General features: G+C 55.4%; 20 protein-coding genes. 8 read left to right on the top strand and 12 right to left on the bottom strand.

Going from position 1 to position 22837, the window contains the following annotated elements; all coding sequences use genetic code 11:
• Positions 1–139: 139 nt before the first annotated feature.
• Positions 140–1894, bottom strand: coding sequence for a DNA repair helicase RadD (radD, locus tag EPE01S_RS02090; RefSeq protein WP_062742906.1), 1755 nt, complete (start codon positions 1892–1894; stop codon positions 140–142).
• 204 nt (positions 1895–2098) lie between these two features.
• Here radD and rsuA point away from each other — a divergent pair, with 204 nt between their 5' ends.
• The 3 genes from rsuA (at position 2099) to EPE01S_RS02075 (ending at position 4723) form a co-directional block, all read left to right on the top strand.
• Positions 2099–2803: a 16S rRNA pseudouridine(516) synthase RsuA gene (gene rsuA / locus EPE01S_RS02085; protein ID WP_062742905.1), complete on the top strand. Its 705-nt coding sequence runs from the start codon at positions 2099–2101 to the stop codon at positions 2801–2803.
• A 29-nt stretch (positions 2804–2832) separates the two neighbouring features.
• On the top strand, positions 2833–4035 hold the full coding sequence (locus tag EPE01S_RS02080) for a Bcr/CflA family multidrug efflux MFS transporter (RefSeq protein ID WP_062742904.1): 1203 nt from the start codon (positions 2833–2835) through the stop codon (positions 4033–4035).
• 340 nt (positions 4036–4375) lie between these two features.
• Positions 4376–4723 (top strand): YejG family protein, encoded by a 348-nt coding sequence (locus EPE01S_RS02075; protein WP_084344124.1) that lies wholly within the window; start codon positions 4376–4378, stop codon positions 4721–4723.
• Positions 4724–4734: 11 nt separating this feature from the next.
• Here the strand turns inward: EPE01S_RS02075 and yejF are convergent, their stop codons facing one another.
• From yejF to EPE01S_RS02035, 8 genes are all read right to left on the bottom strand, one after another.
• Positions 4735–6318 (bottom strand): microcin C ABC transporter ATP-binding protein YejF, encoded by a 1584-nt coding sequence (gene yejF, locus EPE01S_RS02070; protein ID WP_062742902.1) that lies wholly within the window; start codon positions 6316–6318, stop codon positions 4735–4737.
• A 1-nt stretch (position 6319) separates the two neighbouring features.
• Positions 6320–7345, bottom strand: a complete 1026-nt coding sequence (locus EPE01S_RS02065; RefSeq protein ID WP_062742901.1) for a microcin C ABC transporter permease — start codon at positions 7343–7345, stop codon at positions 6320–6322.
• Positions 7342–8436, bottom strand: a complete 1095-nt coding sequence (locus EPE01S_RS02060; protein ID WP_062742900.1) for a microcin C ABC transporter permease YejB — start codon at positions 8434–8436, stop codon at positions 7342–7344. The genes EPE01S_RS02065 and EPE01S_RS02060 overlap by 4 nt, the downstream gene beginning before the upstream one ends.
• Before the next feature lie 11 nt (positions 8437–8447).
• On the bottom strand, positions 8448–10256 hold the full coding sequence (locus EPE01S_RS02055) for an extracellular solute-binding protein (RefSeq protein WP_062742899.1): 1809 nt from the start codon (positions 10254–10256) through the stop codon (positions 8448–8450).
• Between the two features lie 96 nt (positions 10257–10352).
• Complete coding sequence (locus EPE01S_RS02050) at positions 10353–11939, bottom strand: cyclic di-GMP phosphodiesterase (protein WP_062742898.1); 1587 nt, start codon at positions 11937–11939, stop codon at positions 10353–10355.
• Between the two features lie 227 nt (positions 11940–12166).
• Positions 12167–12739: a bifunctional murein DD-endopeptidase/murein LD-carboxypeptidase gene (gene mepS, locus EPE01S_RS02045; RefSeq protein WP_062742897.1), complete on the bottom strand. Its 573-nt coding sequence runs from the start codon at positions 12737–12739 to the stop codon at positions 12167–12169.
• Positions 12740–13247: 508 nt separating this feature from the next.
• Complete coding sequence (locus tag EPE01S_RS02040; RefSeq protein WP_062742896.1) at positions 13248–13955, bottom strand: phosphatase PAP2 family protein; 708 nt, start codon at positions 13953–13955, stop codon at positions 13248–13250.
• 51 nt (positions 13956–14006) lie between these two features.
• Positions 14007–14975 carry a CobW family GTP-binding protein gene (locus EPE01S_RS02035; RefSeq protein ID WP_062742895.1) on the bottom strand — a complete coding sequence of 323 codons (969 nt, stop codon included), beginning with the start codon at positions 14973–14975 and terminating at the stop codon, positions 14007–14009.
• 126 nt (positions 14976–15101) lie between these two features.
• On the opposite strand from EPE01S_RS02035, the gene EPE01S_RS02030 reads away from it, so the two are divergent.
• A complete protein-coding gene (locus EPE01S_RS02030) occupies positions 15102–15419 on the top strand; it encodes a YmdA family protein (protein WP_062742894.1) in 318 nt (105 codons plus the stop codon).
• A 54-nt stretch (positions 15420–15473) separates the two neighbouring features.
• Here the strand turns inward: EPE01S_RS02030 and yeiP are convergent, their stop codons facing one another.
• The gene (gene yeiP / locus EPE01S_RS02025; protein WP_062742893.1) at positions 15474–16046 is read right to left on the bottom strand and encodes an elongation factor P-like protein YeiP; all 573 of its coding nucleotides are present in this window, start codon (positions 16044–16046) and stop codon (positions 15474–15476) included.
• 203 nt (positions 16047–16249) lie between these two features.
• On the opposite strand from yeiP, the gene EPE01S_RS23775 reads away from it, so the two are divergent.
• Positions 16250–16504, top strand: a complete 255-nt coding sequence (locus tag EPE01S_RS23775; protein ID WP_062742892.1) for a YkgJ family cysteine cluster protein — start codon at positions 16250–16252, stop codon at positions 16502–16504.
• A gap of 1 nt (position 16505) precedes the next feature.
• On the opposite strand, the gene EPE01S_RS02015 is transcribed toward EPE01S_RS23775, so the two are convergent.
• Positions 16506–17711, bottom strand: a complete 1206-nt coding sequence (locus EPE01S_RS02015; RefSeq protein ID WP_062742891.1) for a sugar efflux transporter — start codon at positions 17709–17711, stop codon at positions 16506–16508.
• Between the two features lie 374 nt (positions 17712–18085).
• Here EPE01S_RS02015 and fruB point away from each other — a divergent pair, with 374 nt between their 5' ends.
• From fruB to fruA, 3 genes are read left to right on the top strand one after another with little or no spacing between them, the layout of a single operon-like run.
• Positions 18086–19219, top strand: coding sequence for a fused PTS fructose transporter subunit IIA/HPr protein (gene fruB, locus EPE01S_RS02010; RefSeq protein ID WP_062742890.1), 1134 nt, complete (start codon positions 18086–18088; stop codon positions 19217–19219).
• On the top strand, positions 19216–20157 hold the full coding sequence (gene fruK, locus EPE01S_RS02005) for a 1-phosphofructokinase (RefSeq protein ID WP_062742889.1): 942 nt from the start codon (positions 19216–19218) through the stop codon (positions 20155–20157). Before fruB ends, fruK begins: the two co-directional genes overlap by 4 nt.
• A gap of 16 nt (positions 20158–20173) precedes the next feature.
• Positions 20174–21871 (top strand): PTS fructose transporter subunit IIBC, encoded by a 1698-nt coding sequence (fruA, locus tag EPE01S_RS02000; protein WP_062742888.1) that lies wholly within the window; start codon positions 20174–20176, stop codon positions 21869–21871.
• A gap of 69 nt (positions 21872–21940) precedes the next feature.
• Here the strand turns inward: fruA and nfo are convergent, their stop codons facing one another.
• A complete protein-coding gene (nfo, locus tag EPE01S_RS01995; protein WP_062742887.1) occupies positions 21941–22789 on the bottom strand; it encodes a deoxyribonuclease IV in 849 nt (282 codons plus the stop codon).
• Positions 22790–22837: the final 48 nt, after the last annotated feature.

The following is a 22837-nucleotide window of genomic DNA, read 5'->3' as shown; positions in this document are numbered from 1 at the left end:
CAGGCGACCCAGCAACAGGTGGAGTGTTCAGCTTTTACCCGACAGAGCCAGGCAAAAGCGGGCGGAATTATACCCGGCTTTGCCCGTACAGGCAATGTAATAAGTCGTGGGGCAGGGCGCACCGTACCGGAGGCCCGTTTTAGCGCAGTTCGTTCGCCCGGCGAAAACGGCCTTCATAATCGAATATTTTCTCCCGAATCTGCCAGAAATGGCGCTGCTTACGGGCGACGACAAAATCGGGATGGCGCAGCAGCGGCTGCAGGGCAAGAATATCAGCGGCGTTCTTCCAACCCAGCGGGACGCCGGGGGCGCGTTGATGAGGGCGCAGGAACAGCTGCTCGAAGGCGGTTCGCTGGGCCGGGGTTTTCAGCCGGAAACGTTCGCTGACTTCCGTGGCGTCTTCATCAAAGTAGCGCGCTTTTAGCCATTCTCCCTGCTCATCGCTGCCGCTTTCCAGCACCATCGCGGCGCAGCGCAGCACCAGAGCGTCCTTCAGCTTTAGCGCGGCTTTCAGCATATCATCCGGGTCGACCAGAATGGCATCACACTCCCGGCAGCGCCGTGCGGCAATATCATTTTCAGCGTGACAGTGCGGACAGTTTTTAAAGCGAAAACGGTAGTCACACTGTTCACGCTGCCCGTCATCGTCTTCCAGCACTCCCTGACAGCGACGGCCAAAATGTTCGATAATCGTGCCATCTTCCGTCGCCTTTCCCCAGAAGGTGTTGGCAAAGCCACAGCCCGGACAGAAAACCTGTACCGGCTGGTTGTCGCTTTTTCCCTTCGGTGCGCCCACTTCAGGCGTAAAAAGATCGTGAGGGTTACCGGCATAATCGAGGATCAGACAGTCGGTCTTACCCGGGCTCAGGCGCAGCCCCCGCCCGACAATTTGCTGATACAGGCTGACCGATTCGGTCGGACGCAGAATCGCGATCAGATCGACATGCGGGGCATCAAATCCGGTGGTCAGCACGGCAACGTTCACCATGTAGCGCAGTTCGCGGGCTTTAAATGCGGTAATCATGGCATCACGCTCTGCGGCAGGCGTACCGGCGCTGATCAGTGCTTTGCTGCCGGGCAGCAGGCCGAGCACTTCGCGGGCATGTTCGACCGTTGCGGCGAAAATCATTACCCCTTCGCGCTGTTGGGCGAATTCCACAATCTGCTTGATGATATGGGGGGTGATACGCTGTTGCTGCCTGAGCTCTCGATTCAGGTCAGCCTCACTGAACAGGCCATTTTCCTGCGCCTGCAAACGGCTGAAATCGTACTGTACCACCGGCATATCCAGCCGCTCGGGCGGAACCAGGAAGCCGTGCTTAATCATATAGCGCAGCGGCAGCTCATAAATGCAGTCACGGAAGAAAGCGCGTTCGTTGCCTCTGACCATACCGTGGTAATGAAACTGATAAATCCAGCCTTTACCCAGTCGGTAAGGGGTGGCGGTCAGTCCCAGCAGCCGCAGTTGCGGGTTATGCTGACGCAGCTGATTGATGATTTGCTGATACTGGCTGTCCTCCGCATCGCTGATACGATGGCACTCATCGATGATCAGCAGAGAGAACTCTGCGCTAAACTGCGCCAGATTTCGGGCGACGGATTGCACGCTGCCAAAGACCACTTTGGCCTGGCTCTCTTTACGCTGTAAACCAGCGGCAAAGATATCGGCCTCCAGCCCGTAAGCCTGATATTTCGCATGGTTCTGAGCAACCAGCTCTTTGACATGAGCCAGCACCAGGACGCGTCCGCGCGCCACGCGCGCCAGCTCTGCAATTACCAGGCTTTTGCCCGCCCCGGTCGGCAGGACGATCGCCGCAGGCTGAGAGGAGTGACGGAAGTAGCTGATGGTGGCATCAACGGCTTCCTGCTGGTAGGGGCGTAAGGTAAACGACATGAAGACCTGTAAAGCAGCAACAAAGGGACATTATGCCATGAAAGCGCCATAAGAATACGATACCCTCTGTGCCTCAGTGGCTTCTGCCGCTATACTTGTGGCTTATCTGTTGACGTCTCCATTCCCGATGAGCGCCCTGCGCCACATCATAAGACGATTTTCGTCCGTTTCCATTCCAAACCAATTACAGGCAGTGCAGAGTTAATGCGACTTGATAAATTTATATCCCAGCAACTGGAAGTCAGCCGTGCCATCGCCGCGCGTGAGCTGCGTGCAAAGAAAGTCACCGTCGACGGTGAAGTGGTACGCGACGGCTCATTTAAACTGAGCCCTGAAAGCGAGGTTGAATATGATGGCAATCCGCTGCAGCAGCAGCTCGGTCCGCGCTATTTTATGCTGAACAAGCCGGTGGGTTATGTCTGCTCAACGGAAGATCCGGATCATCCTACAGTGCTGTTCTTCCTTGAGGAGCCCTCGGCCTACAAGCTTCATGCCGCCGGACGCCTGGATATCGACACCACCGGCCTGGTCCTGATGACCGATGACGGTCAGTGGTCACACCGCATCACCTCCCCGCGCCACCATTGTGAGAAAACCTATCTGGTGACGCTGGAATCGCCGCTCAGTGATGATACCGCGCAGCAATTTGCTGACGGGGTCCAACTGCATAATGAAAAAACGCTGACTAAACCCGCGACGCTGGAGGTGATCGACCCGCACCAGGTTCGTCTGACGATCAGTGAAGGGCGCTATCACCAGGTCAAACGGATGTTTGCTGCGGTCGGCAATCACGTTGTCGGACTGCATCGTGAGCGTATCGGTGCCATTCAGCTCGATGCTGATATGGCGCCCGGTGACTACCGGCCGCTGACGGAAGAAGAAATTGCCAGCGTCGGACTGACGCGTTAGTTAAATTGGGTCGATCAAAGGGGCAGTGTGTGGCAAAAGATAAAAACTCGTCCATCGGGTTAGTGGTGATCCTCGGCCTGCTGGCCATGCTGATGCCGCTGTCGATCGATATGTATCTTCCTGCCTTACCGCAGATTGCACGTGAGTTCTCGGTATCGGCGGGCAGCGTACAGATGACGCTGAATGCCTATATCCTTGGCTTTGCGCTGGGCCAGTTAATTTACGGGCCGCTGGCGGACAGTTTTGGCCGCAAGCCGGTGATCGCGGCGGGAACGCTGATCTTTGCCATTGCGGCGGCTGCCTGTGCGCTGGCACAAACCATTGACCAACTGATCACGCTGCGTTTCCTGCACGGCCTGTCGGCCGCTGCGGGCAGTGTGGTGATCAGCGCCCTGATGCGTGACAGCTACTCGAGAGAGGAGTTTTCGCGGATGATGTCCTTTGTCATGCTGGTGACGACCATTGCGCCGCTGCTGGCGCCGATCGTTGGCGGCTGGATGCTGCTGATCTGGAGCTGGCACGCCATTTTCTGGACGATCTCAGCCGCCGCAGTGGTCACCACGCTGCTGGTCGTGACCCAGATAAAAGAGACGCTGCCAAAAGAGAAGCGGCAGCCCTTCAGCCTGCGAACCACGCTGCGCAACTTCCTGTCACTTTTCCGCCATAAACGGGTATTCAGCTATATGCTGGCAAGCGGATTTTCATTCGCCGGGCTGTTTTCATTCCTGAATGTCGGGCCATTTGTCTACATTGAGCTGAACCATATCTCGCCGCAGGATTTTGGCTATTATTTTGCGCTGAACGTGGTCTTCCTGTTCCTGATGACGCTGCTGAACAGCCGCTGCGTACGCCGTTTTGGCCCGCTGGTGATGTTCCGTTTTGGCCTGCTGATCCAGTTCTCAATGGGGGTCTGGCTGGTAGTGGTCAGCGCGCTTAACCTTGGCTTTTTACCGCTGGTGTTTGGCGTGGCGATGTTTATCGGCTGCGTGGCGATGGTCTCCTCCAACGCGATGGCGGTGATACTGGAAGAGTTTCCTCATATGGCCGGAACGGCATCCTCGCTGGCAGGGACGTTACGCTTTGGCGTCGGGGCGCTGGCAGGCGCGCTGTTGTCGACCTTTACTTTCACCAGCGCCTGGCCAATGGTGGGGGCGATCTTTATCTGCGCCACGGTTTCTATCCTGCTGTTTATCTACGCCTCACGCCCACGCCATACCCCGACCGCAGGTTGATTTCGTATCGGGACGATAGCGTATTATCGTCCCGCATCCGACAGTACGACTTGTCCTGCACCGCCCTCTCATGTTGCCTTTTTGTAAAAACCTTCCCTGAAAAAAGTAACAACATCGGTTTAAAAACGATTGTTATCAGATGATGAACGCGGTAAAAGTATCGAATAAATGGGATCTTGCTCCCAAAAAAAGGCCGGAGACGTGTTTTATTTCGTCACCCGGTAACTGTGTTCAGGGTAAATAGTGCCAGTTATTAATAGCTTGAACGGCTGGCAAGAAATGATGATTTACCTTGTGAATTATTTGTGAAAATATTGTTTAAAAATCGCTCTGGGGAACCCTGTTGAATACGCTACAACATTCGGTGGTACATCGTTTGCCGCAACGCTATCGCTGGTGCGCCAGTCCACGTGGGCAGGTGATCGAAGCGCAGGCGCTGAACGGACTACATAATGAAGATGATCTGATCGGGCTTCGGCTGCTGAGTCACGATGGTGCCTGTGCCTGGGAGATCATGCAAAAAATTGAAGCTGCGCTGGCTGAAATTCAACTGGCCTGTACCGTCGTGGAATGGGAAGGGGAACCCTGCCTGTTTGTGCATCGCGACGATGAGTCCGCCACCACCTGCCGCCTGAAAAGCTTCGGGGTGGGGATTGCCGAACCTTTTCTCATTGACCGCCGTGCCTGAACCACTGACGATCAGGCCAGGGCCAGCAGCTGCTGTGTATAACTCTGCTGCGGGGCGCTGAAGACGGCTTCACACCCACCCTGTTCCACCACCTCTCCCTGACGCAGCACCACTACCTGATGGCACAGCGAACGTACCACGCGCAGATCGTGGCTGATAAAAATGTAGGCCAGACGGTGCTGCTGCTGAAGTTTTTTCAGCAGGGCGAGGATCTGCTTCTGCACCGATCGGTCAAGGGAAGAGGTCGGCTCATCAAGAATGATCAGCTGCGGCTGCAGGATCAGCGCACGGGCAATCGCGATGCGCTGGCGCTGTCCGCCGGAGAACTCTGACGGATAACGCTGACGCGTATCAGGATCCAGACCCACCTCCTGCATGGCGGTGATCACCCGTGCTTCGCGTTCGGCTGCGTTCAGCTCAGGGTGATGTACCTGCAGGCCTTCGGCGATGATCTGTAATACGTTCAGCCGGGGATTCAGGGACGAGTTGGGATCCTGAAATACGACCTGGATCTGACGGCGCACCGGCAGCATTTCCCGGCGATTCCAACGGTGCAGCGGCTGCTGGTTAAACCAGATTTCCCCCTCCGAGTGCAGCAGGCGCAGCAGGGCCAGCCCGGTCGTACTTTTACCGGAGCCTGACTCGCCCACCAGGCCGAGGCTTTCGCCCGGACGCAGGGTAAAACTGAGGGATTTGAGCGCGTGATGATAGCCTACCGTGCGTCTCATCAACCCCTGTTTAATCGGGAACGCAACGGCCAGGTTTTCCACGCGCAATAGCGGCTCTGCGTGTGCATCGGCCGGGTCAGGCTGGCCTTCGGGTTCGGCATTCAATAACTGCTGTGTATAGGCGTGCTGCGGGGTGCTGAACAGCTGGCGTGTGCTGTTGTGTTCAACCGCCTGACCCTGACGCATTACGGTGACGTTATCCGCCAGGCGCTGGACAATATTCAGGTTGTGCGTAATAAACAGCAGCCCCATATTGAGCTCCTGCTTCAGCTCTTTCAGCAGCGTGAGGATTTGCGCCTGTACGGTGACATCCAGCGCGGTGGTGGGTTCATCTGCGATCAGCAGTTCGGGCTGGGTCAGCAGCGCCATCGCAATCATCACGCGCTGGCGTTCACCGCCGGAAAGCTGATGTGGGAAATCGTTCAGGCGGCTGGCTGGCTGGCGGATGCCGACGCGGTCAAGACAGGTCAGCATTTCGGCCCGCGCCGCCTCACGGCGCATTCCGCGATGCAGCGACAGCACCTCGTACAGCTGTTTTTCAATGTTATGCAGCGGGTTAAGCGATACCATCGGCTCCTGGAAGATCATCGCGATGCGATTCCCCCGCAGTCCGCGCAGCGTGCGCTCATCGGCACGCAGCACGCTTTGTCCGTCAAAGAGAATATCACCCTGCGGATAGACCACCGGCGGGGTGGGCAGCAGGCGCATGACTGACAGCGCGGTGACGCTTTTCCCTGAGCCGGACTCACCCACCAACGCCAGCGTCTCGCCGGCGTCGACGGAGAGTGACAGCCCGTCAACCACCTGCCGTTCTTCACCGCCCTGGCGAAAAGCGATACTGAGATCCTGAATGGTTAGCAGTGCCATATCAATACACCTTGCTCGGGTCAAAGGCGTCGCGTACCGCTTCACCGATAAAGATTAACAGCGACAGCAGGATCGCCAGTGAGAAAAAGGCGGTGAGGCCAAGCCACGGCGCCTGCAGGTTATTTTTGCCCTGTAACAGCAGTTCGCCCAGCGAAGGCGAGCCCAGCGGCAGGCCAAAGCCGAGAAAATCCAGTGAGGTCAGGGTCGTGATCGATCCGCAGAGAATAAAGGGCAGATAAGTGAGAGTCGCCACCATAGCGTTTGGCAGCATATGCCGTGACATGATGCGCCAGTCGCTGACACCCATCGCCTGCGCAGCACGGATATAGTCAAAGTTACGGGTGCGCAGGAACTCTGCACGCACCACGCCCACCAGTCCCATCCAGCCAAAGAGCACGGTAATGCCCAGCAGCCACCAGAACCCCGGCTGTATCACGCTGGAGAGCAGGATAATCAGAAACAGGGTGGGCATCCCGGACCAGACTTCAATAAAACGCTGCCCCCACAGATCGACCCGGCCACCGAAGTAGCCCTGCACGGCACCGGCAAAAATGCCTATCACGCTGGAAGCTACCGTCAGCATCAGCCCAAACAGCAGAGAAATACGCGTGCCATACAGAATGCGTGACAGCACGTCGCCGCCGTTAGCATCCGTTCCTAACCAGTTTTGCGCTGACGGTGGCGAAGGGAAGGGCACCGTGCTGGCAAAATTAATCGTATCATCACCAAAGCGGATCGGGGCCCAGAGTGCCCAGCCACTTTGGGCCAGGCGGGATTTAAGCCACGGGTCCTGGTAGTCGGCCGGGGTCGCCAGCGGGCCACCGAAATCGCTCTCCTGATAATTTACCAGCAGCGGGAAGTAGGTGCGGTCCTGGTAATGCACGATGAGCGGCTTATCATTGGCCAGCAGCTCCGCGCCCAGGCAGAGAATAAACAGCACAGCGAAGATCCACAGTGACCAGTAGCCCCGGCGGTTATGGCGAAAGCGCGCCCAGCGTGCCTGATTAATGGGGTTTAAACGGCTCATGAGCGCCCCTCAAAATCAATGCGCGGATCAACCAGCGTATAGGTAATATCGCTGAGAATATTCAGCAACAGCCCAATCAGCGTAAAAATATACAGCGTGCCGAACATGACCGGGTAGTCACGCTGAATAGTGGCATCGTAGCCCAGTAAGCCCAGGCCGTTGAGGGAGAACATCACTTCGATCAACAGTGAACCGGTGAAGAACATACTGATAAAGGTCGCCGGGAACCCGGCAATGACTAACAGCATGGCATTTCGGAAAACATGGCGGTAGAGGATTTTCTTCTCGTCCAGCCCCTTGGCACGGGCGGTCACTACGTACTGTTTGCGGATCTCATCCATAAAGGAGTTCTTTGTCAGCATGGTGAGGGTGGCGAAGCCGCCGATGACCGTCGCCAGCACCGGCAGGCAGATGTGCCAGAGATAATCGGTCACTTTGCCATACCACGGCAGGGTATCAAACTGTGGGGAAACCAGTCCGCGCAGCGGGAACCAGTCGAAGTAGCTGCCTCCGGCAAAGACCACAATCAATATAATACCGAACAGGAAGGACGGGATGGCATAGCCGATGATGATCAGCGTGCTGCTCCAGATATCAAAGGCGCTGCCGTTGCGTACTGCTTTTTTAATCCCTAGCGGGATCGACACCAGGTAGATAATGAGTGTGCTCCATAACCCGAGCGTCACCGAGACCGGCAGGCTCTCTTTGATCAGCTGGATCACCGAACTGCTGCGGAACAGACTGTCGCCAAAATCAAAGCGCACGTAGTTCCACAGCATGGTGAAATAACGCTCATGCAGCGGTTTGTCAAAGCCGTAACGACGGGTGATTTCTGCGATCACTTCCGGGTCAAGGCCGCGTGAACCACGATACTCTCCCTCCCCCGGGGATGCATTGAGGGCGCTGCGGCCGTGGGCCGATCCTTCCCCGGCAGCACCCGGCATGCCGGTGGTCTGGCCGAATTCAATATTGGCAATCGCCTGATCCACCGGGCCGCCCGGCGCAATCTGCACGATAAAAAAATTGATGGTGATAATCGCCCACAGCGTGGGGACGATCAGCAGTAAACGACGAAGTAAATAAGCACCCACAGTCTGACTCCTTAGCGACGTTGCGCCGGCAACTGTGCGGCTTTGTTAACATCGTACCACCAGTTATCGAAACCCTGCGCATAGGTTGGACGCGTCGTTGGCATCGAAAACTTATTCCAGTAGGCATAACGGTCGTTGGCGGTGTACCACATCGGTATCATGTAATAGTTCCACAGCAGGACGCGATCCAGTACCCGACCCAGCGTCAGCAGCGCCGGGGCATCGCCCTGATGCTGGTTAATGCGGGCGATCAGATCGTCAATCAGCGGGCTGCTGACGCCTGGCGTGTTATAGCTGGAATCCATATAGGCGGTCGCCCAGTAAAACTGCAGGCCGGTATCCGGGGTCGGGAAAGCGGAGTAAACGGTTGGCAGCATATCAAAGTCACGCTTGCGCAGGCGTGCCAGATACTGCGAACTGTCCACCTGGCGTACCTTCATGGTGATCCCGACGCGGGAAAGGTTATGCTGGAAAGGCAGCACCCACTGGTCATTACCGCCGCTGCGCAGCAGCAGTTCAAACGCAAAAGGCCTGCCGGTTTTGACGTTCACCAGTTGCTGGTTTTTCAGCTCCCAGCCCGCCTGCTTCAGCAGTGACAGTGCCTGGAGTAATTTGGGCCGGTCGTAGCCGGAACCGTCAGAGGTTGGTGGCTGATAGATCTGATCGATCACCTCTGGTGGATACTGCCCCTTCAGCGGACCGAGTATCTCCAGTTCTTTGGCATCCGGGTAGTGACGTGCCGCGTAATCTGTATTCTGGAAATAGCTGTCCACGCGCTTGTAGGCATTATAAAACAGCGCTTTGTTCATCCATTCAAAATCAAACAGCAGCGAGAGGGCTTCCCGTACCCGCCGGTCGGCAAACTGAGGTTTCTGCGTATTAAACGCCAGCCACTGGGTATTGGTTGCTACGGTGTTGGGCACCTCTTCTTTGCGGATATAACCCCGATCGAAGTTAGTGCCGTTGTACTGCGTGGCCCACTTTTTCGCCGCCCCTTCGGTGCGGAAATCAAACGCACCGGCTTTGAATGCCTCAAATGCCACATTATCGTCCAGATAATAGTCGTAGCGGATGGTATCGAAGTTATAGCGGCCTTTATTGACCGGCAGATCTGCCGCCCAGTAGTTTTTTACCCGGGAATAGGTGATCGACTGGCCCACTTTATAGGCGCTGATCCGATAGGGGCCGCTGGATAACGGTGGCGCGGGCAGCGGTTCTCCGAGTTTATGATCCTTCCAGTATTTTTCCGGAAATACCGGAGAGGCGAGCAGAGACAGCATCTTATCGCGGTCGCTTTTCGGCAGATCAAAGCGGACAGTAAAGCGTGACAGGGCTTTTGCCGTCACGCCTTTATAAAACACGCGATACTGCGGTACGCCCTGGGTCATAAACAGGTTGAATGTAAAGGCAGCATCCGCAGCGGTAATGGGTGAACCATCCTGAAAACGCGCCCGCGGATTGATGGTCACTTCCACCCAGCGGTAATCATCGGGATAGCGGGCAAACTCCGCAATCAGTGGATACAGGCTGCCCACTTCATCATCGGAAGAGGTAAACAGGCGGTCATAGAGTGATTCTGTTCCCACCCCTGGGCTGCCGCGCATCGCAAAGCGATTAAAATTATCAAAGGTGCCTATTGCCGACAGTGTCACACTGCCGCCTTTCGGTGCGGCAGGATTGGCATAATCAAAATGGGTAAACCCACCGGCATACTTCGCCACACCAAGCTGGGCGAAGCTGTCACTTTGATTGATTTTCTCAGCCTGGACGCAGGCCGTATACAGGCTGAAGATGACTAAGGCAATACCACGCATAATCATGGTTCAACAGACTCCCACCGGAAACACATTGGTTAATTTCGCCAGCCTGGCAGTAAAACCACGATGACACAATGATATTAAAAGGTTTTCCCCCGTTCAAACCCGTATGTTGCTCAGGGCCGGCGCGTGTTGCTGCCGATAGTAGCCGATAAGCTGTGGGACGGTACAGGGGGGGCTGAACAGGTAGCCCTGCAGATGCGTCACGCCACGGTTAATTAACCACAATGCCTGCTCTGCGGTTTCGACGCCCTCTGCCACCGTCTTCAGGTTGAGTTTTTTCGCCAGCGCCAGCACGGCATCCAGTACGGGGGTGTTGACCGTTTCCATGCCGATACTCTGCACAAAGCCGCGGTCAATTTTAAGGTAATCAAACTGGAATTTCTCAAGGTAGATTAACGCGCTGTGGCCGGTGCCAAAGTCATCAATGGCGATGCGGATATTCTGCTGACGGATCCAGTCAAATATTTTATCAGCGTTATTATCATTGACCATCGCACTTTCTGTGATTTCAAAAACATATTCAAAATGCCCGGTTGGCATCTTGGCTATCCAGTCCAGCACATCCTGGCAGAAACTGGGGTGTGCAAGATGATGAGAGGACAAATTGACGCCCATCCGCGTCCCGACGGGGGCGACTTTGCACAAACGATGGGCATCCTGAGCCACCAGTGTAAACAGATGCCGGGTCAGGGGCACAATCAGATTCTGGCCTTCGGCGTAGCGGATAAATGAATCCGGTGGAATACGCCCTTCCGTCGGGTGTGTCCAGCGTAAAAGCGCCTCCAGACCGTAAGGTTTTCCACTGGCTGTTTCGATGACAGGCTGATATTCCACATGAAACTCCCCGCGCTTAATGCCCAGCATAATCTCTTTGCCCGCTCTCAGCCGCAGCGTAAACATCAGGAAACATCCGCAGGTAATCAACATTCCCATCAACAGCCCCGACAAAAGAATGAGATGGATATCACGCTGCGGCAGGGCTTCTCCGTAGAGATTCAGCGTCAGGGGATATCCCGGGATCGCGATGGTACGCAAGGCATGTCCAGGCAGTGCGCTGCGTTTGATCACGCGCTCATTCCAGGTGGTCATCGCACTCTCTCCGGCCACTATCGCTATGCCGCTAATTTGCTGATCGCGGGAGGCCAGTAAAAGATAAGGCGTGAGGTTGATATTGAGGGTAGTGAAAACGCCGCTGCCCGGATAAGCAGGATTTTTCAGCCATAAAACGATGGCGGGTTTGCCACGCATCATTGGCGTCCCGGGGATCAGCCGGATATCTGTAGTGTTGCTGACCTCGGTGAGGGGGGATATCTGTTGGACATCCATTTGCATAGGGCCGGTGGCAGATGAGCAAAAAGCACGGCGGTTATTGACTAACAATATCGCCCGCACGTTGGGCGCAAAGGCTGAACGCTGCGTGAGATCGTTGCGCACCTGTTCACAGGAGGAGTGGATGTTTGCCTGAAGGGGTTGCAGGGTCGTGCGCAGATCTGAGAAGACGCTGGCCACATAACGCTGCGTATAGCTGGCGAGGCGGTCATGCTCTGCAGAGCGGCGGTTCCAGGTCAGCGTCAGCATAATGATGAGAAACAGCAGAAAAAAAATAAAACCGATGGTCGCACTGAGAATTACTATCTTACGCGGCTGAGTCACCTGCCGCCTGACGGGGGTAGATAGTGGCATTCGGTTATTTCTCCCGTATTCGCCGATTTTATTATTGTTGATAACGAGCAAATTTCTTCTGGCGTCAGCCAGTGAGAATATAACGGGGGAGGGGAGTCTGTCTCTATCTTATTGTTGATAATCAATCCCTCAACTGGGCAGGTGAGAGGTGGGGAATAAAAGGCAAAAAAAACGCTGCCATAAGCAGCGTTTTTTATCTCGTGTTCGCAGACTTCAAGGGAATGAGGTCAGCTCTGCGTTCGGCTCAGTACCCGACGAGCGTCGCGATAACGGTTTTTCCAGTAAGATTCATTCAGGTTCGAAATCATCACACCGCTGCTCGTAGAGGCATGAACGAAGTTGTCATTACCGATATAAATACCGACATGACGACCCGTGGAACCTGCACGGAACAACACCAGATCACCGGGGCGCAGTTTCGCGCGCTGGATACTTTTTCCGGTATCTTCCTGCTCGTAGGTTGAGCGCGGAAGATCCATACCAAACTGTTCACGGAATGTGGTCTGGACAAACGCAGAGCAATCGATGCCACGTTTACTGGTACCGCCAAGGCGGTAACGTACCCCTTTCCAGTCCGCATACTGGTCCATCAGGCGGGATTTAATATCCACATTCTGAACCATCTGTTCGAATTCATCCTGAGACGCTTGAAGTAAAAAACCATTCTGGTTTTTAACTGCATGAGTATCAGTTTGTACATTGTGTCCGCTGTTCGAACTACAGGCTGACAACAGTGTCGCGAGCGCGACAGCGGGAAGAACCCGCAAGATATATCTCAGTATAGGTTGAGACTTGACCATTATTTTTGTGATCCCTTGAAGTCCTTAACGACGAAGTCGTTAGCAGAATTGCGAAACGAGACGAGATTAATTAGTGCCGGAGGGTAAGACAATTCGGAAAACGTTAAAATGTGTTATTGAGCACAATTTAAAATGTAACTTACCGAAATACTTTAGCCATTTCGCCTAATCGAAGACGAGGTTACCCCATTACATAGCCCATGGCGAGGGGTTTTAAGCACTTTTTTGTCGGTTTTTGTGATATGAAATCATTAAGTAACGAATTGATTACATTATCGTCAATTATCAGCTGATCCGTTTGTGCTTAAGGGCAACTTTGCTGCGACATGCCGTGGGTCAAGTAACAATCAGAATAATCTCACTGGACAGGCGTGGGTTTCAGGGGTTTGCGCTGAGGGAAACGGGGGAGGTGGCAGAACGAATCTCCCTGTTTTGCCGCCAGAAGTCTTCTCTGACGGCAGGGTGACGGTCGCCCTATTCTTTTCCGCGTGCATGGAGAAATACGGATTTATTTAACCGGTTTGTATTTTCCCGGAAGATTACGATACAGCCAGTTCACCAGATAATCACTGGCGGGTGTCAGTAACCACCAGCTCATACCTACCAGCACAATGGAAAGGGAACCCACCGCAATATCGGTAAACCAGTGTGCCCCAATCATTACGCGCGGCAGGGCAAAGACCAGCACAATTATGACTGCCAGGGTAAAGGCGCGACGGGTGAAATAACGCAGCATAAAGCAGGCGAATATCATCAGCATCATACCGTGATCACCGGGGAAACTGTCCGCGGAAGAGTCCTTAGTCGGAATGCCGGTGAGCTGTGTCACATGATTGACATCCGGGAAGAACTTTGTCGGACTGGCGTGAGATACCGGGATCTGATGACCAAGCTGATTCAGACACACTGCGGTAATTAACATGGTGATGCCAATGGCAAACATGCGGCGACGGCCCTGAGGTGTCTCCTGACGCCAGAAGTGCAGATACAGGGCGCCCATCGCCAGGAGGGATACGGCATCAAACGCGCGGAAGTTGGTGATCGCCACCAGCCACAGCAATGCCTGGTTCGTTACCAGACGCTGGTTGAACCAGTAAAAAATAGTTTTATCCAGCGTGAACCACTGCCCGTGATCCACTGGCAGGTACCAGGAGAAAAACAGCGCCAGGCCGAGAGCATTCAGCAACAGAATAAGCAGCAATCGTTTAATATTCATATCAGAATTAAGGTTTTTTTAAGAAAGTTCGCGCGTAGAGTATGCCTGATATTATAAACGAAGATTCAACAGAGCCGTTTGTAAAATATTCCAGTTTGCCTGCTCATCGTGGATCAGCTCAATCCGGCTGTCAGGCGGTGCTGATGGCCGCGTTTCAATATGAAAATCTGCCCCCTGGCGATTAATGCTCACCAGCCCTTCGGCAATACGCAGTACGCCTTTCACCCGTGACACCGGAGCCTGCCTCGCCCACTCCAGCAGACCAATGGTATCAAAGACGGTATCACTGTCGAAAATCCAGCCGCAGGCGTAGTAGCCCTGACCCTGATTGAGTGCCCGTCGCCAGCGTGCACTGTCGTTCAGCTTCAGGGCTGCCAGGCCATGCTGAGACGGCGAGTGATGGTGCGAAGGTGCAGGCAGCACCGCCTGATGGGTCCGTGGCAGGTCAAGCAGCGCCGGATCAATCTGACCGTGAGTGGTGACGATCAGCTGGCGCGACGGCGATGATTGCTGATGCCAGCTCTGCAGGGCTTCCCGGTCAGCCTCTGCCCAGCGGTCCTGCTTATTGGCAATAATAATGTCGGCAGCGGCCAGCTGGTCGCGAAAGTTTTCATTCCGGATGACCCGTTCATCCGCCAGCTGTCGTGGATCCAGCAGGCACAGCGTGGCGCGGAGGTCTATCCAGGGTTGATAAACTGCAGCAGACAGCATATCGAGGATCTGTTTAGGATGCCCGAGCCCGGTAGGTTCAATCAGCAGGCGGTCTGGTTTAGCCTGCTTCAGCAAGGTATTCAGCCCGACCTGCATCGGCAGACCATTTACGCAGCACATGCAGCCGCCGGGGATCTCCTTCAGTACCGCGCCCGTCTCTGCCAGCAGGGCGCCGTCTATGCCAATTTCACCAAACTCGTTGACCAGTATGGCCCACCGTTCGCCTGCAGGTTTAGTCGCCAGCAGATGGCGCAGGGTCGTGGTTTTGCCGCTCCCGAGGAAGCCGGTGATCAGATTGACGCGGGTCATGTGCACTCCTGAGTAAAACTTTAATGATATTTACTGTTCTTCAGCGCTATTTGTTTTCATCACGAGATGGCGCGTTGTTGACTAAGGTAAGGGGGAGTAATAACACAACAGAGTACGAGGTAAAAAATGCACAGCATTCTTGCGGCCGCTGCCGTGATGCTTTTTGCCTCATGGACGAGCAATGCATTGGCAGGGAATAGTCAGGAAGCAGCAAATTCGGGCACTATTCTTTTTACGGGCAGCATTGTTGAATCCCCCTGTCAATCTGAAATCAATCAGAGATCTGTTCAGGTCGCCTGCCTGCGCGATGGGCAGACACAGGCGATAACACTGGCGCTAAACACCCGCGCTTCACAGCCTATGCCTTATAATATCGGCCATAGCCAACTTCAGTGGCTGGATGCTGAACACCGGCTGGGCATACTCACGATGGAGTATCGTTAATTGTTATAATATAACATTAAGGGCGGTCAGCTGACAGCCCCTTTTTGCAAGTTTCTAGTCGGCGCGGCTCATGTAGCGACGCTCAGGGATATGAATGCGGATTTTATCGCCATTACTGAGGTACTCAGGCACCTGAACAATCAGACCTGTCGCCATTTTTGCCGGTTTGGTTCGTGCACTGGCTGAAGCGCCTTTAATGCCCGGCGTTGTTTCAACAATTTCCATATCCACCGTCTGCGGCAGCTCCAGCGCCAGGATCTGGCCATCCATTGTCAGTACCTGAATGCCAGGAATACCGCCTTCCGGCAGGAACAGCAGCTCATCTTCAATCTGCTCCTGCTTGAAGTTATAAGGCGTATAGTCTTCGTCATCCATAAACACATATTCATCCCCGTCAATATAGGAGAAGGTGACCTGACGGCGACTGAGAGAAATGGTGTCGATGATGTCATCGCCTTTAAAGCGCTCTTCCACTTTCATTCCGCTGCGGATATCGGTGAAACGCATTTTATACAGTGTGGAGGCCCCGCGTGCGCTCGGGCTTTGAACATCAATATCTTTCACTAACAGCAGCTTGCCGTTAAAACTCACGGCCATGCCTTTTTTGATTTCGTTAGCTCTTGGCATAAAACAGATCTCGTATGAATAAGGAGGGGAAAATTATCGCGACACGTTACTCGCGCCTGCGTCACCAGGCAAGATGGCCCGGAGAAAATATCTGCCTGGCGGAATGCGCAGCAGACGTTGGCCGCAAGGGCGCCGTCATAAAACAAGCATAGTATTCGTACCGGCAGGCTGCTATTGTCGCGCTTTCCCTTCGGAGGTCAGTCATGGAGTGTCGCGCCGCCTGTGGTGCCTGCTGTACGGCCCCTTCCATTTCATCGCCGATTCCCGGGCATCCGAATGGAAAACCAGCGAATACGCCCTGCGTGCAACTCGACGCGCAGATGCGCTGCAAAATCTTCGGTTCGCCGCTGCGACCCGCAGTCTGTGCAAGTTTACAGCCTGAGGCCGAAATGTGCGGACACAGTCGCGCCCAGTCGCTGGTCTATTTACTGAATCTGGAAGCGCAGACTGCGCCCTGATTCAGGCGGCAGTAGCCGTTTCTGCCACCTCCGGCTCCGGCACCCGTAACAGACAGAGCAGGGACGCCGCCATCATCACCACGGCAAACCAGAAAACGGCATGGAAACTCCATACCTCTGCCACCATCCCGGCCAGCGAACCGCCAACAATCCACCCCATACGGGTTGAGTTGGTGAACAGCGTGGTAGCAGCGCCGGCCTGACCTGGCATCATATCCTGGAAATAGATCATGCCGATGGCCGCCACTACCCCGATAAACATCGCATTCAGACCCTGAAGCAGCAGCATTGCCGTTTGTCCATTGAACAGCAGCGTGCCGCTGTAAAACAGGAATCCGCAGAAAGCCGCGCCGCACATTAACCGCCGCTTACCGCAGCGCCTGGCAAAATAACCGGCCAGCAGCATCACCGGGATCTCCAGTCCGGCGGCTAACCCCATCATCAGGCCCGCCAGTTTTTCCGGCAGATGCAGTTCATTCACCACATACAGCGGCATCGTGATCAGATACAGGCCGTTGCTTGACCACATCAGAGTACAGGCAATAAACAGCATCAGCGTGGCACGTCGGTGACGGCGCGGCGCCTGTAAAGGCTGGCTCAGGATCACCGTGGTTTTACGCATCGAAGGCAGCAGATAACGCACGATAACGGCACAGAGCACAAAGGCGATAGCGGCGCAAAGGTACATGGTGCGAAAGCCGTAGCCCAGCGCGAGGGCAAAGGCCAGCGGTGGGCCGACCATCCACGCCAGCGAGATCTGGGCGCGCATTATCGAGCTGAACATCACATTCTCCCGCCCGGTCTTATCGGAGTGCTCACGCGCCAGCGCAAACATCTGCGATGTGGCGCTACTGCCAAAGCTGGAGAGCAGAACGCCGACGAACAGCAGGATAAAATAGTTGCGGTTCCAGGCAAAAAGCAGAGAGGCCATGGCACCCAGCAGGCAGCAGTAGAGGATCAGCGTTTTACGGTCACCACGGCGATCGGAGTAGCGCGCCAGCAGCTGGCTGACGACGATGCCAATCACGGCGCTGAGGGTGAAGAACAGGCCGACCATAAACGGGCGCACCTGCACTTCCGTACTCAGGAACAGGCTGAGCGTCGGGGTTTGCAGCGCCCCCGCCAGCCCGGAAATAAACGCCACGATGAGAAAGGCCAGTGACTGGCTGTCGGGCAGGGTGCGTGCGGGCGCAGCGGGAAGTGACATGTTTTCATTGGCCTGAAGAAGGAAAAAACGGCGAGATCTTACGCCGTATTGCAAAAAGCGGAAATGCTTTTTCAAAGGGAGACGAAGCAAATCTTAGATTGCGCACTTTTTGCACCCTTTACACCGCACAGCGTCGGTCAGCACCCCGTCAGCTTTTCCTCTTTCCACCACGCTTTTTTCTGAAAAGAAAGGATGAAATGTGCGGGACGTCAAAAATCTGCTACGCCGTTCACAGTAAAACTTGCAACAAATCTACGAAAGGCACCACACTCATTGAAACGTTTCAGCGTTGTCTCGTCAGCTTGTTAGTCCCGGGATGGCGCTTTTTTTCTCAAATTAGCTGAAACGATTCAAATTCAGCAGCGAGGAGAACCATGTTCCAGTTAGAACTCAATGCCATCAAGCCTGGAGCCCAGGCTGGCGACAAACACGATGCAATTCGTCAGGTGGCCGCCGCGCTCACCGCCGCCGGTAACGTTGGCGAAGGCTATGTCGACGGGATGCTCGCGCGTGAGCAGCAGACCTCCACCTACCTTGGCAATGGCATTGCCATTCCACACGGCACTACCGATACCCGCGATCTGGTGTTAAAAACCGGCGTGCAGGTCTTCCAGTTCCCGCAGGGCATTGCCTGGGGTGAAGATCAGACCGCGTATGTGGTGATCGGCATCGCAGCAAAGTCAGACGAGCATCTGGCGCTGTTGCGTCAGCTGACGCACGTGTTGAGCGATGACAGCGTGGCCGCGCAGTTGCGTACCACCGACTCTGCTGAAACCCTGCGCAGCATCCTGATGGGAGAAAAGCTGGCAGCAGAATTCAAATTTGATACCTCGCTGATCAGCACCGACGTCGCCGCCAGCGACCTGATGACGCTACAGGCCCTGAACGCCGGACGTCTGCAGCAGGCGGGTGCGGTAGACGCGTCATTTGTCAGCGATGTGATTGCCGGAAAACCCCTGAACCTCGGGCAGGGTATCTGGCTCAGTGACAGCACGAACGGCAACCTTGCCAGCGCGGTGGCCATCAGCCGTGCGGCGGCACCATTCAGTGTTAACGGTGAAACGGCGTCCATGCTGATCACCGTGTCTGTTACCGACGATCAGCCGCTGCACGTGCTGAACTATTTAAGCGATCTGCTGATTAAGCAGAAAGCCGACCGCCTGCTGAGTGCGGATGCAGCCGGTATCCTGGCGCTGCTGACCAGTGAAGTTTCCGAGCAGGCTGATGTCCTGACCGAAGAGTTTACTATCCGCAATGAACATGGCTTACATGCCCGTCCGGGTACGGCGCTGGTCAGCGTGATTAAACAGTTTAACTGTGATGTGACCGTCACCAACCTTGATGGCAGCGGAAAACCGGCAAACGGTCGCAGCCTGATGAAAGTGGTCGCTCTGGGCGTGAAAAAAGGCCATCGTCTGCGCTTCACCGCCAGCGGTGAAGATGCCCGTGCGGCGCTGGATGCCGTTGGAGAAGCGATCGCTGCCGGTCTGGGCGAGGGTGCGTCATGAGCAGACGTGTCGCCACCATTACCCTGAATCCGGCTTACGACCTGGTGGGGTATACCCCGGAAATTGAACACGGCGAAGTTAACCTGGTGAAAACCACCGGGCTGCACGCGGCGGGAAAAGGCATCAACGTTGCCAAGGTACTGAAAGACCTGGGCATTGATGTCACCGTCGGTGGCTTCCTTGGCAAAGAGAACCAGGACGGCTTCCAGCACCTGTTCAGCGAACTGGGCATTGCTAACCGCTTCCAGGTCGTTGAGGGACGTACCCGTATCAACGTTAAACTCACCGAGAAAGACGGCGATGTGACCGATCTTAACTTCTCTGGTTTTGACGTGACCGCGCAGGACTGGGACCGCTTTACCGCCGACTCGCTGACCTGGCTGGGCCAGTTTGATATGGTCTGCGTCAGCGGCAGTCTGCCGGCGGGCGTGGATCCGGATGCCTTCACCGAGTGGATGACGCAGCTGCGTACCCACTGTCCGTGCATTATTTTCGACAGCAGCCGTGAGGCGCTGGTCGCGGGCCTGAAGGCCGCGCCGTGGCTGGTGAAACCTAACCGCCGTGAGCTGGAAATCTGGGCGGGCCGCAAATTACCGACATTACAAGATGTGATTGAAGCAGCACATGCGCTGCGTGAGCAGGGTATCGCTCACGTGGTGATCTCTCTTGGTGCCGAAGGGGCGCTGTGGGTGAATGCTTCAGGCGAATGGATTGCAAAACCACCTGCCTGTGAAGTTGTAAGCACCGTGGGTGCTGGCGATTCGATGGTCGGCGGGCTGATTTACGGCCTGCTGATGCGTGAATCCAGCGAGCACACGCTGCGCCTTGCAACTGCTGTTGCGGCCATGGCCGTCAGCCAGAGCAATGTGGGTGTTACCGATCGTACCCAGTTGGCCGCAATGATGGCGCGTGTCGACCTACAACCTTTCATTAACTAACAGCAGGAGACGCATAATGAAAACGCTGCTGATAATCGATTCCTCTCTTGGGCTGGCAACGGGCTACCTGGCTAAAAATATAACCACTGCGGCTGCGGCAAGCGCAGGACTGACGCTGACCGATAATCCGGCAGAAGCGGATCAGGTTATTGTCGCGGGCAAGAACATTCCGGCTGACAGCAACCTGAACGGCAAGGCCATTTACCTGGCGGATATTGAGCAGTTACTGCGTCAGCCGGCAGAGGTGCTGGCAAAAGCGCAAACGGAGGCCCGTCCTTATCAGGCACCGGCAGCCGCCGCCCAGCCGGCAGTCGCGGCACCGGCAGCCGCAACCGGACCTAAACGCGTTGTGGCCATTACCGCCTGTCCAACCGGCGTGGCGCATACCTTTATGGCTGCTGAGGCCATCGATACCGAAGCGAAAAAACGCGGCTGGTGGGTGAAGGTGGAAACCCGGGGTTCAGTGGGTGCAGGCAATGCCATCACCCCTGAAGAAGTTGCGGCGGCCGATCTGGTGATTGTGGCCGCAGACATTGAAGTCGATCTGGCGAAATTTGCCGGCAAGCCGATGTACCGCACCTCGACCGGACTGGCGCTGAAGAAAACGGCTCAGGAACTGGATAAAGCCGTGGCAGAAGCCCGGGTTTACCAGCCTCAGGGCGGTCAGTCTTCCGCCCCGGATGAGAAAAAAGAGAAAGCAGGCGCTTATCGTCACCTGTTGACCGGCGTGTCTTACATGCTGCCGATGGTGGTGGCCGGTGGTCTGAGTATCGCACTCTCCTTCGCCTTTGGTATTACCGCGTTTAAAGAGCAGGGTACGCTGGCCGCTGCGCTGATGCAGATTGGTGGCAGCAGTGCGTTTGCACTGATGGTACCGGTGCTGGCAGGCTTTATTGCCTTCTCCATTGCCGACCGTCCAGGTCTGACCCCGGGGCTGATTGGCGGTATGCTGGCAACCAGTATCAATGCCGGTTTCCTTGGCGGTATTATCGCTGGTTTTATTGCCGGTTATGCGGCGAAATTCCTCAGTTCGAAGGTTAAACTGCCGACCAGTATGGAGGCGCTGAAGCCGATTCTGATCATTCCGCTGGTGGCGAGCCTGATTACCGGTCTGCTGATGATCTATGTGGTCGGTAAGCCGGTCGCGGGTATCATGTCGGGTCTGACGGCCTGGCTGGCAAACATGGGTACGGCTAACGCGGTGGTGCTGGGCGCGATCCTCGGTGGCATGATGTGTACCGACATGGGTGGCCCGGTGAACAAAGTGGCCTATGCGTTCGGTGTGGGGCTGCTCAGTTCGCAAACCTATGCCCCGATGGCAGCGATTATGGCGGCCGGCATGGTGCCACCGCTGGCAATGGGTCTGGCAACGCTGGTTGCCCGTCGGAAATTTAACAAAGGTCAGCAGGAAGGCGGCAAAGCGGCGCTGGTACTGGGCCTGTGCTTTATCTCCGAAGGGGCTATCCCGTTTGCGGCCCGCGATCCGATGCGTGTTCTGCCTTGCTGCATTATCGGCGGCGCAGTGACCGGTGCGATGTCGATGGCGATTGGTGCCAAACTGATGGCCCCTCACGGCGGTCTGTTTGTTCTGCTGATCCCTGGCGCAATCACCCCAGTCGTGGGTTACCTGGCGGCGATTATTATCGGTACGCTGGTGGCGGGTCTGTCTTACGCGGTGTTGAAACGCCCGGAAGCGGAAGCGCTTAAGGTCTAATCCTGGCAACGGGATAACAAAAAAGGGGCTGACCTTCTTCTCTGGTCAGCCCCTTTTTCATTTCTTCATTCAGGCAGATTGTTGCTCTGACTTCAGCCAGGCAATCTCATCTTTCCAGATATCCGGATTGACCGTCTCCAGAATCATCGGGATACCGTCAAAACGCGCATCCTTCATCAGCCAGCTGAACACGGTTTTACCGATATTGCCCTCACCCAGGCTGTGGTGACGATCGACCCGGCTGTTAAACTCGCTTTTCGCATCGTTCAGATGCATGCCGCGCAGGTACTGAAAGCCAACAATACGCTCAAATTCAGCGAAGGTCTTCACGCACTCTTCATCGGTACGCAGATCGTAACCACCGGCAAAGGCGTGGCAGGTATCAATGCAAACCCCAACGCGGGATTTATCTTCCACGCCATCGATAATGGCCGCCAGATGTTCAAAGCGGAACCCGAGGTTGCTGCCCTGGCCGGCGGTATTTTCAATTACCGCCGTCACGCCTTCGGTTTTATCCAGCACGATATTGATCGACTCAGCGATGCGCTGCAGACACGCTTCTTCACTGATCTGATGCAGATGGCTGCCAGGGTGGAAGTTAAGCAGAGTCAGCCCCAGCTGCATGCAGCGCGTCACCTCATCATGGAAAGCTTCCCGTGACTTCTCCAGCGCTTCCGAAACCGGATGACCCAGGTTAATCAGATAGCTGTCGTGAGGCAGGATCTGCTCCGGTTTGAAGTGATGTTTTTCACAGGCGGTACGAAAGGCCGAAATCACTTCATCAGTCAGCGGGGCCGCGCGCCACTGGCGCTGGTTTTTGGTAAAGAGCGCGAAGGCCGTGGCTTCCAGCTCTACAGCGCGTAGTACCGCCTGATCCACACCGCCAGCCGCGCTGACGTGGGCACCGATATATTTCATGCCGTTCTCCTGTTGATGATCTGCTCAATGGCAGGCGGATCATCATAA

Origin of the sequence: Erwinia persicina NBRC 102418 (genome assembly GCF_001571305.1) — a bacterium.
Classification (GTDB): Bacteria; Pseudomonadota; Gammaproteobacteria; order Enterobacterales; family Enterobacteriaceae; genus Erwinia; species Erwinia persicina.
Note: the sequence above shows the minus strand (reverse complement) of the source record. Positions and strands in the feature narration are given on the sequence as shown.

Bases quoted from the DNA above. Each gene is read 5' to 3' on its own strand.
- radD (WP_062742906.1), bottom strand. From the start codon at position 1,894: ATGTCGTTTACCTTACGCCCCTACCAGCAGGAAGCCGTTGATGCCACC.
- rsuA (WP_062742905.1), top strand. From the start codon at position 2,099: ATGCGACTTGATAAATTTATATCCCAGCAACTGGAAGTCAGCCGTGCC.
- yejF (WP_062742902.1), bottom strand. From the start codon at position 6,318: ATGGCACTGCTAACCATTCAGGATCTCAGTATCGCTTTTCGCCAGGGC.
- EPE01S_RS02065 (WP_062742901.1), bottom strand. From the start codon at position 7,345: ATGAGCCGTTTAAACCCCATTAATCAGGCACGCTGGGCGCGCTTTCGC.
- EPE01S_RS02055 (WP_062742899.1), bottom strand. From the start codon at position 10,256: ATGATTATGCGTGGTATTGCCTTAGTCATCTTCAGCCTGTATACGGCC.
- EPE01S_RS02050 (WP_062742898.1), bottom strand. From the start codon at position 11,939: ATGCCACTATCTACCCCCGTCAGGCGGCAGGTGACTCAGCCGCGTAAG.
- mepS (WP_062742897.1), bottom strand. From the start codon at position 12,739: ATGGTCAAGTCTCAACCTATACTGAGATATATCTTGCGGGTTCTTCCC.
- EPE01S_RS02040 (WP_062742896.1), bottom strand. From the start codon at position 13,955: ATGAATATTAAACGATTGCTGCTTATTCTGTTGCTGAATGCTCTCGGC.
- EPE01S_RS02035 (WP_062742895.1), bottom strand. From the start codon at position 14,975: ATGACCCGCGTCAATCTGATCACCGGCTTCCTCGGGAGCGGCAAAACC.
- EPE01S_RS02030 (WP_062742894.1), top strand. From the start codon at position 15,102: ATGCACAGCATTCTTGCGGCCGCTGCCGTGATGCTTTTTGCCTCATGG.
- yeiP (WP_062742893.1), bottom strand. From the start codon at position 16,046: ATGCCAAGAGCTAACGAAATCAAAAAAGGCATGGCCGTGAGTTTTAAC.
- EPE01S_RS23775 (WP_062742892.1), top strand. From the start codon at position 16,250: ATGGAGTGTCGCGCCGCCTGTGGTGCCTGCTGTACGGCCCCTTCCATT.
- EPE01S_RS02015 (WP_062742891.1), bottom strand. From the start codon at position 17,711: ATGTCACTTCCCGCTGCGCCCGCACGCACCCTGCCCGACAGCCAGTCA.
- fruB (WP_062742890.1), top strand. From the start codon at position 18,086: ATGTTCCAGTTAGAACTCAATGCCATCAAGCCTGGAGCCCAGGCTGGC.
- fruK (WP_062742889.1), top strand. From the start codon at position 19,216: ATGAGCAGACGTGTCGCCACCATTACCCTGAATCCGGCTTACGACCTG.
- fruA (WP_062742888.1), top strand. From the start codon at position 20,174: ATGAAAACGCTGCTGATAATCGATTCCTCTCTTGGGCTGGCAACGGGC.
- nfo (WP_062742887.1), bottom strand. From the start codon at position 22,789: ATGAAATATATCGGTGCCCACGTCAGCGCGGCTGGCGGTGTGGATCAG.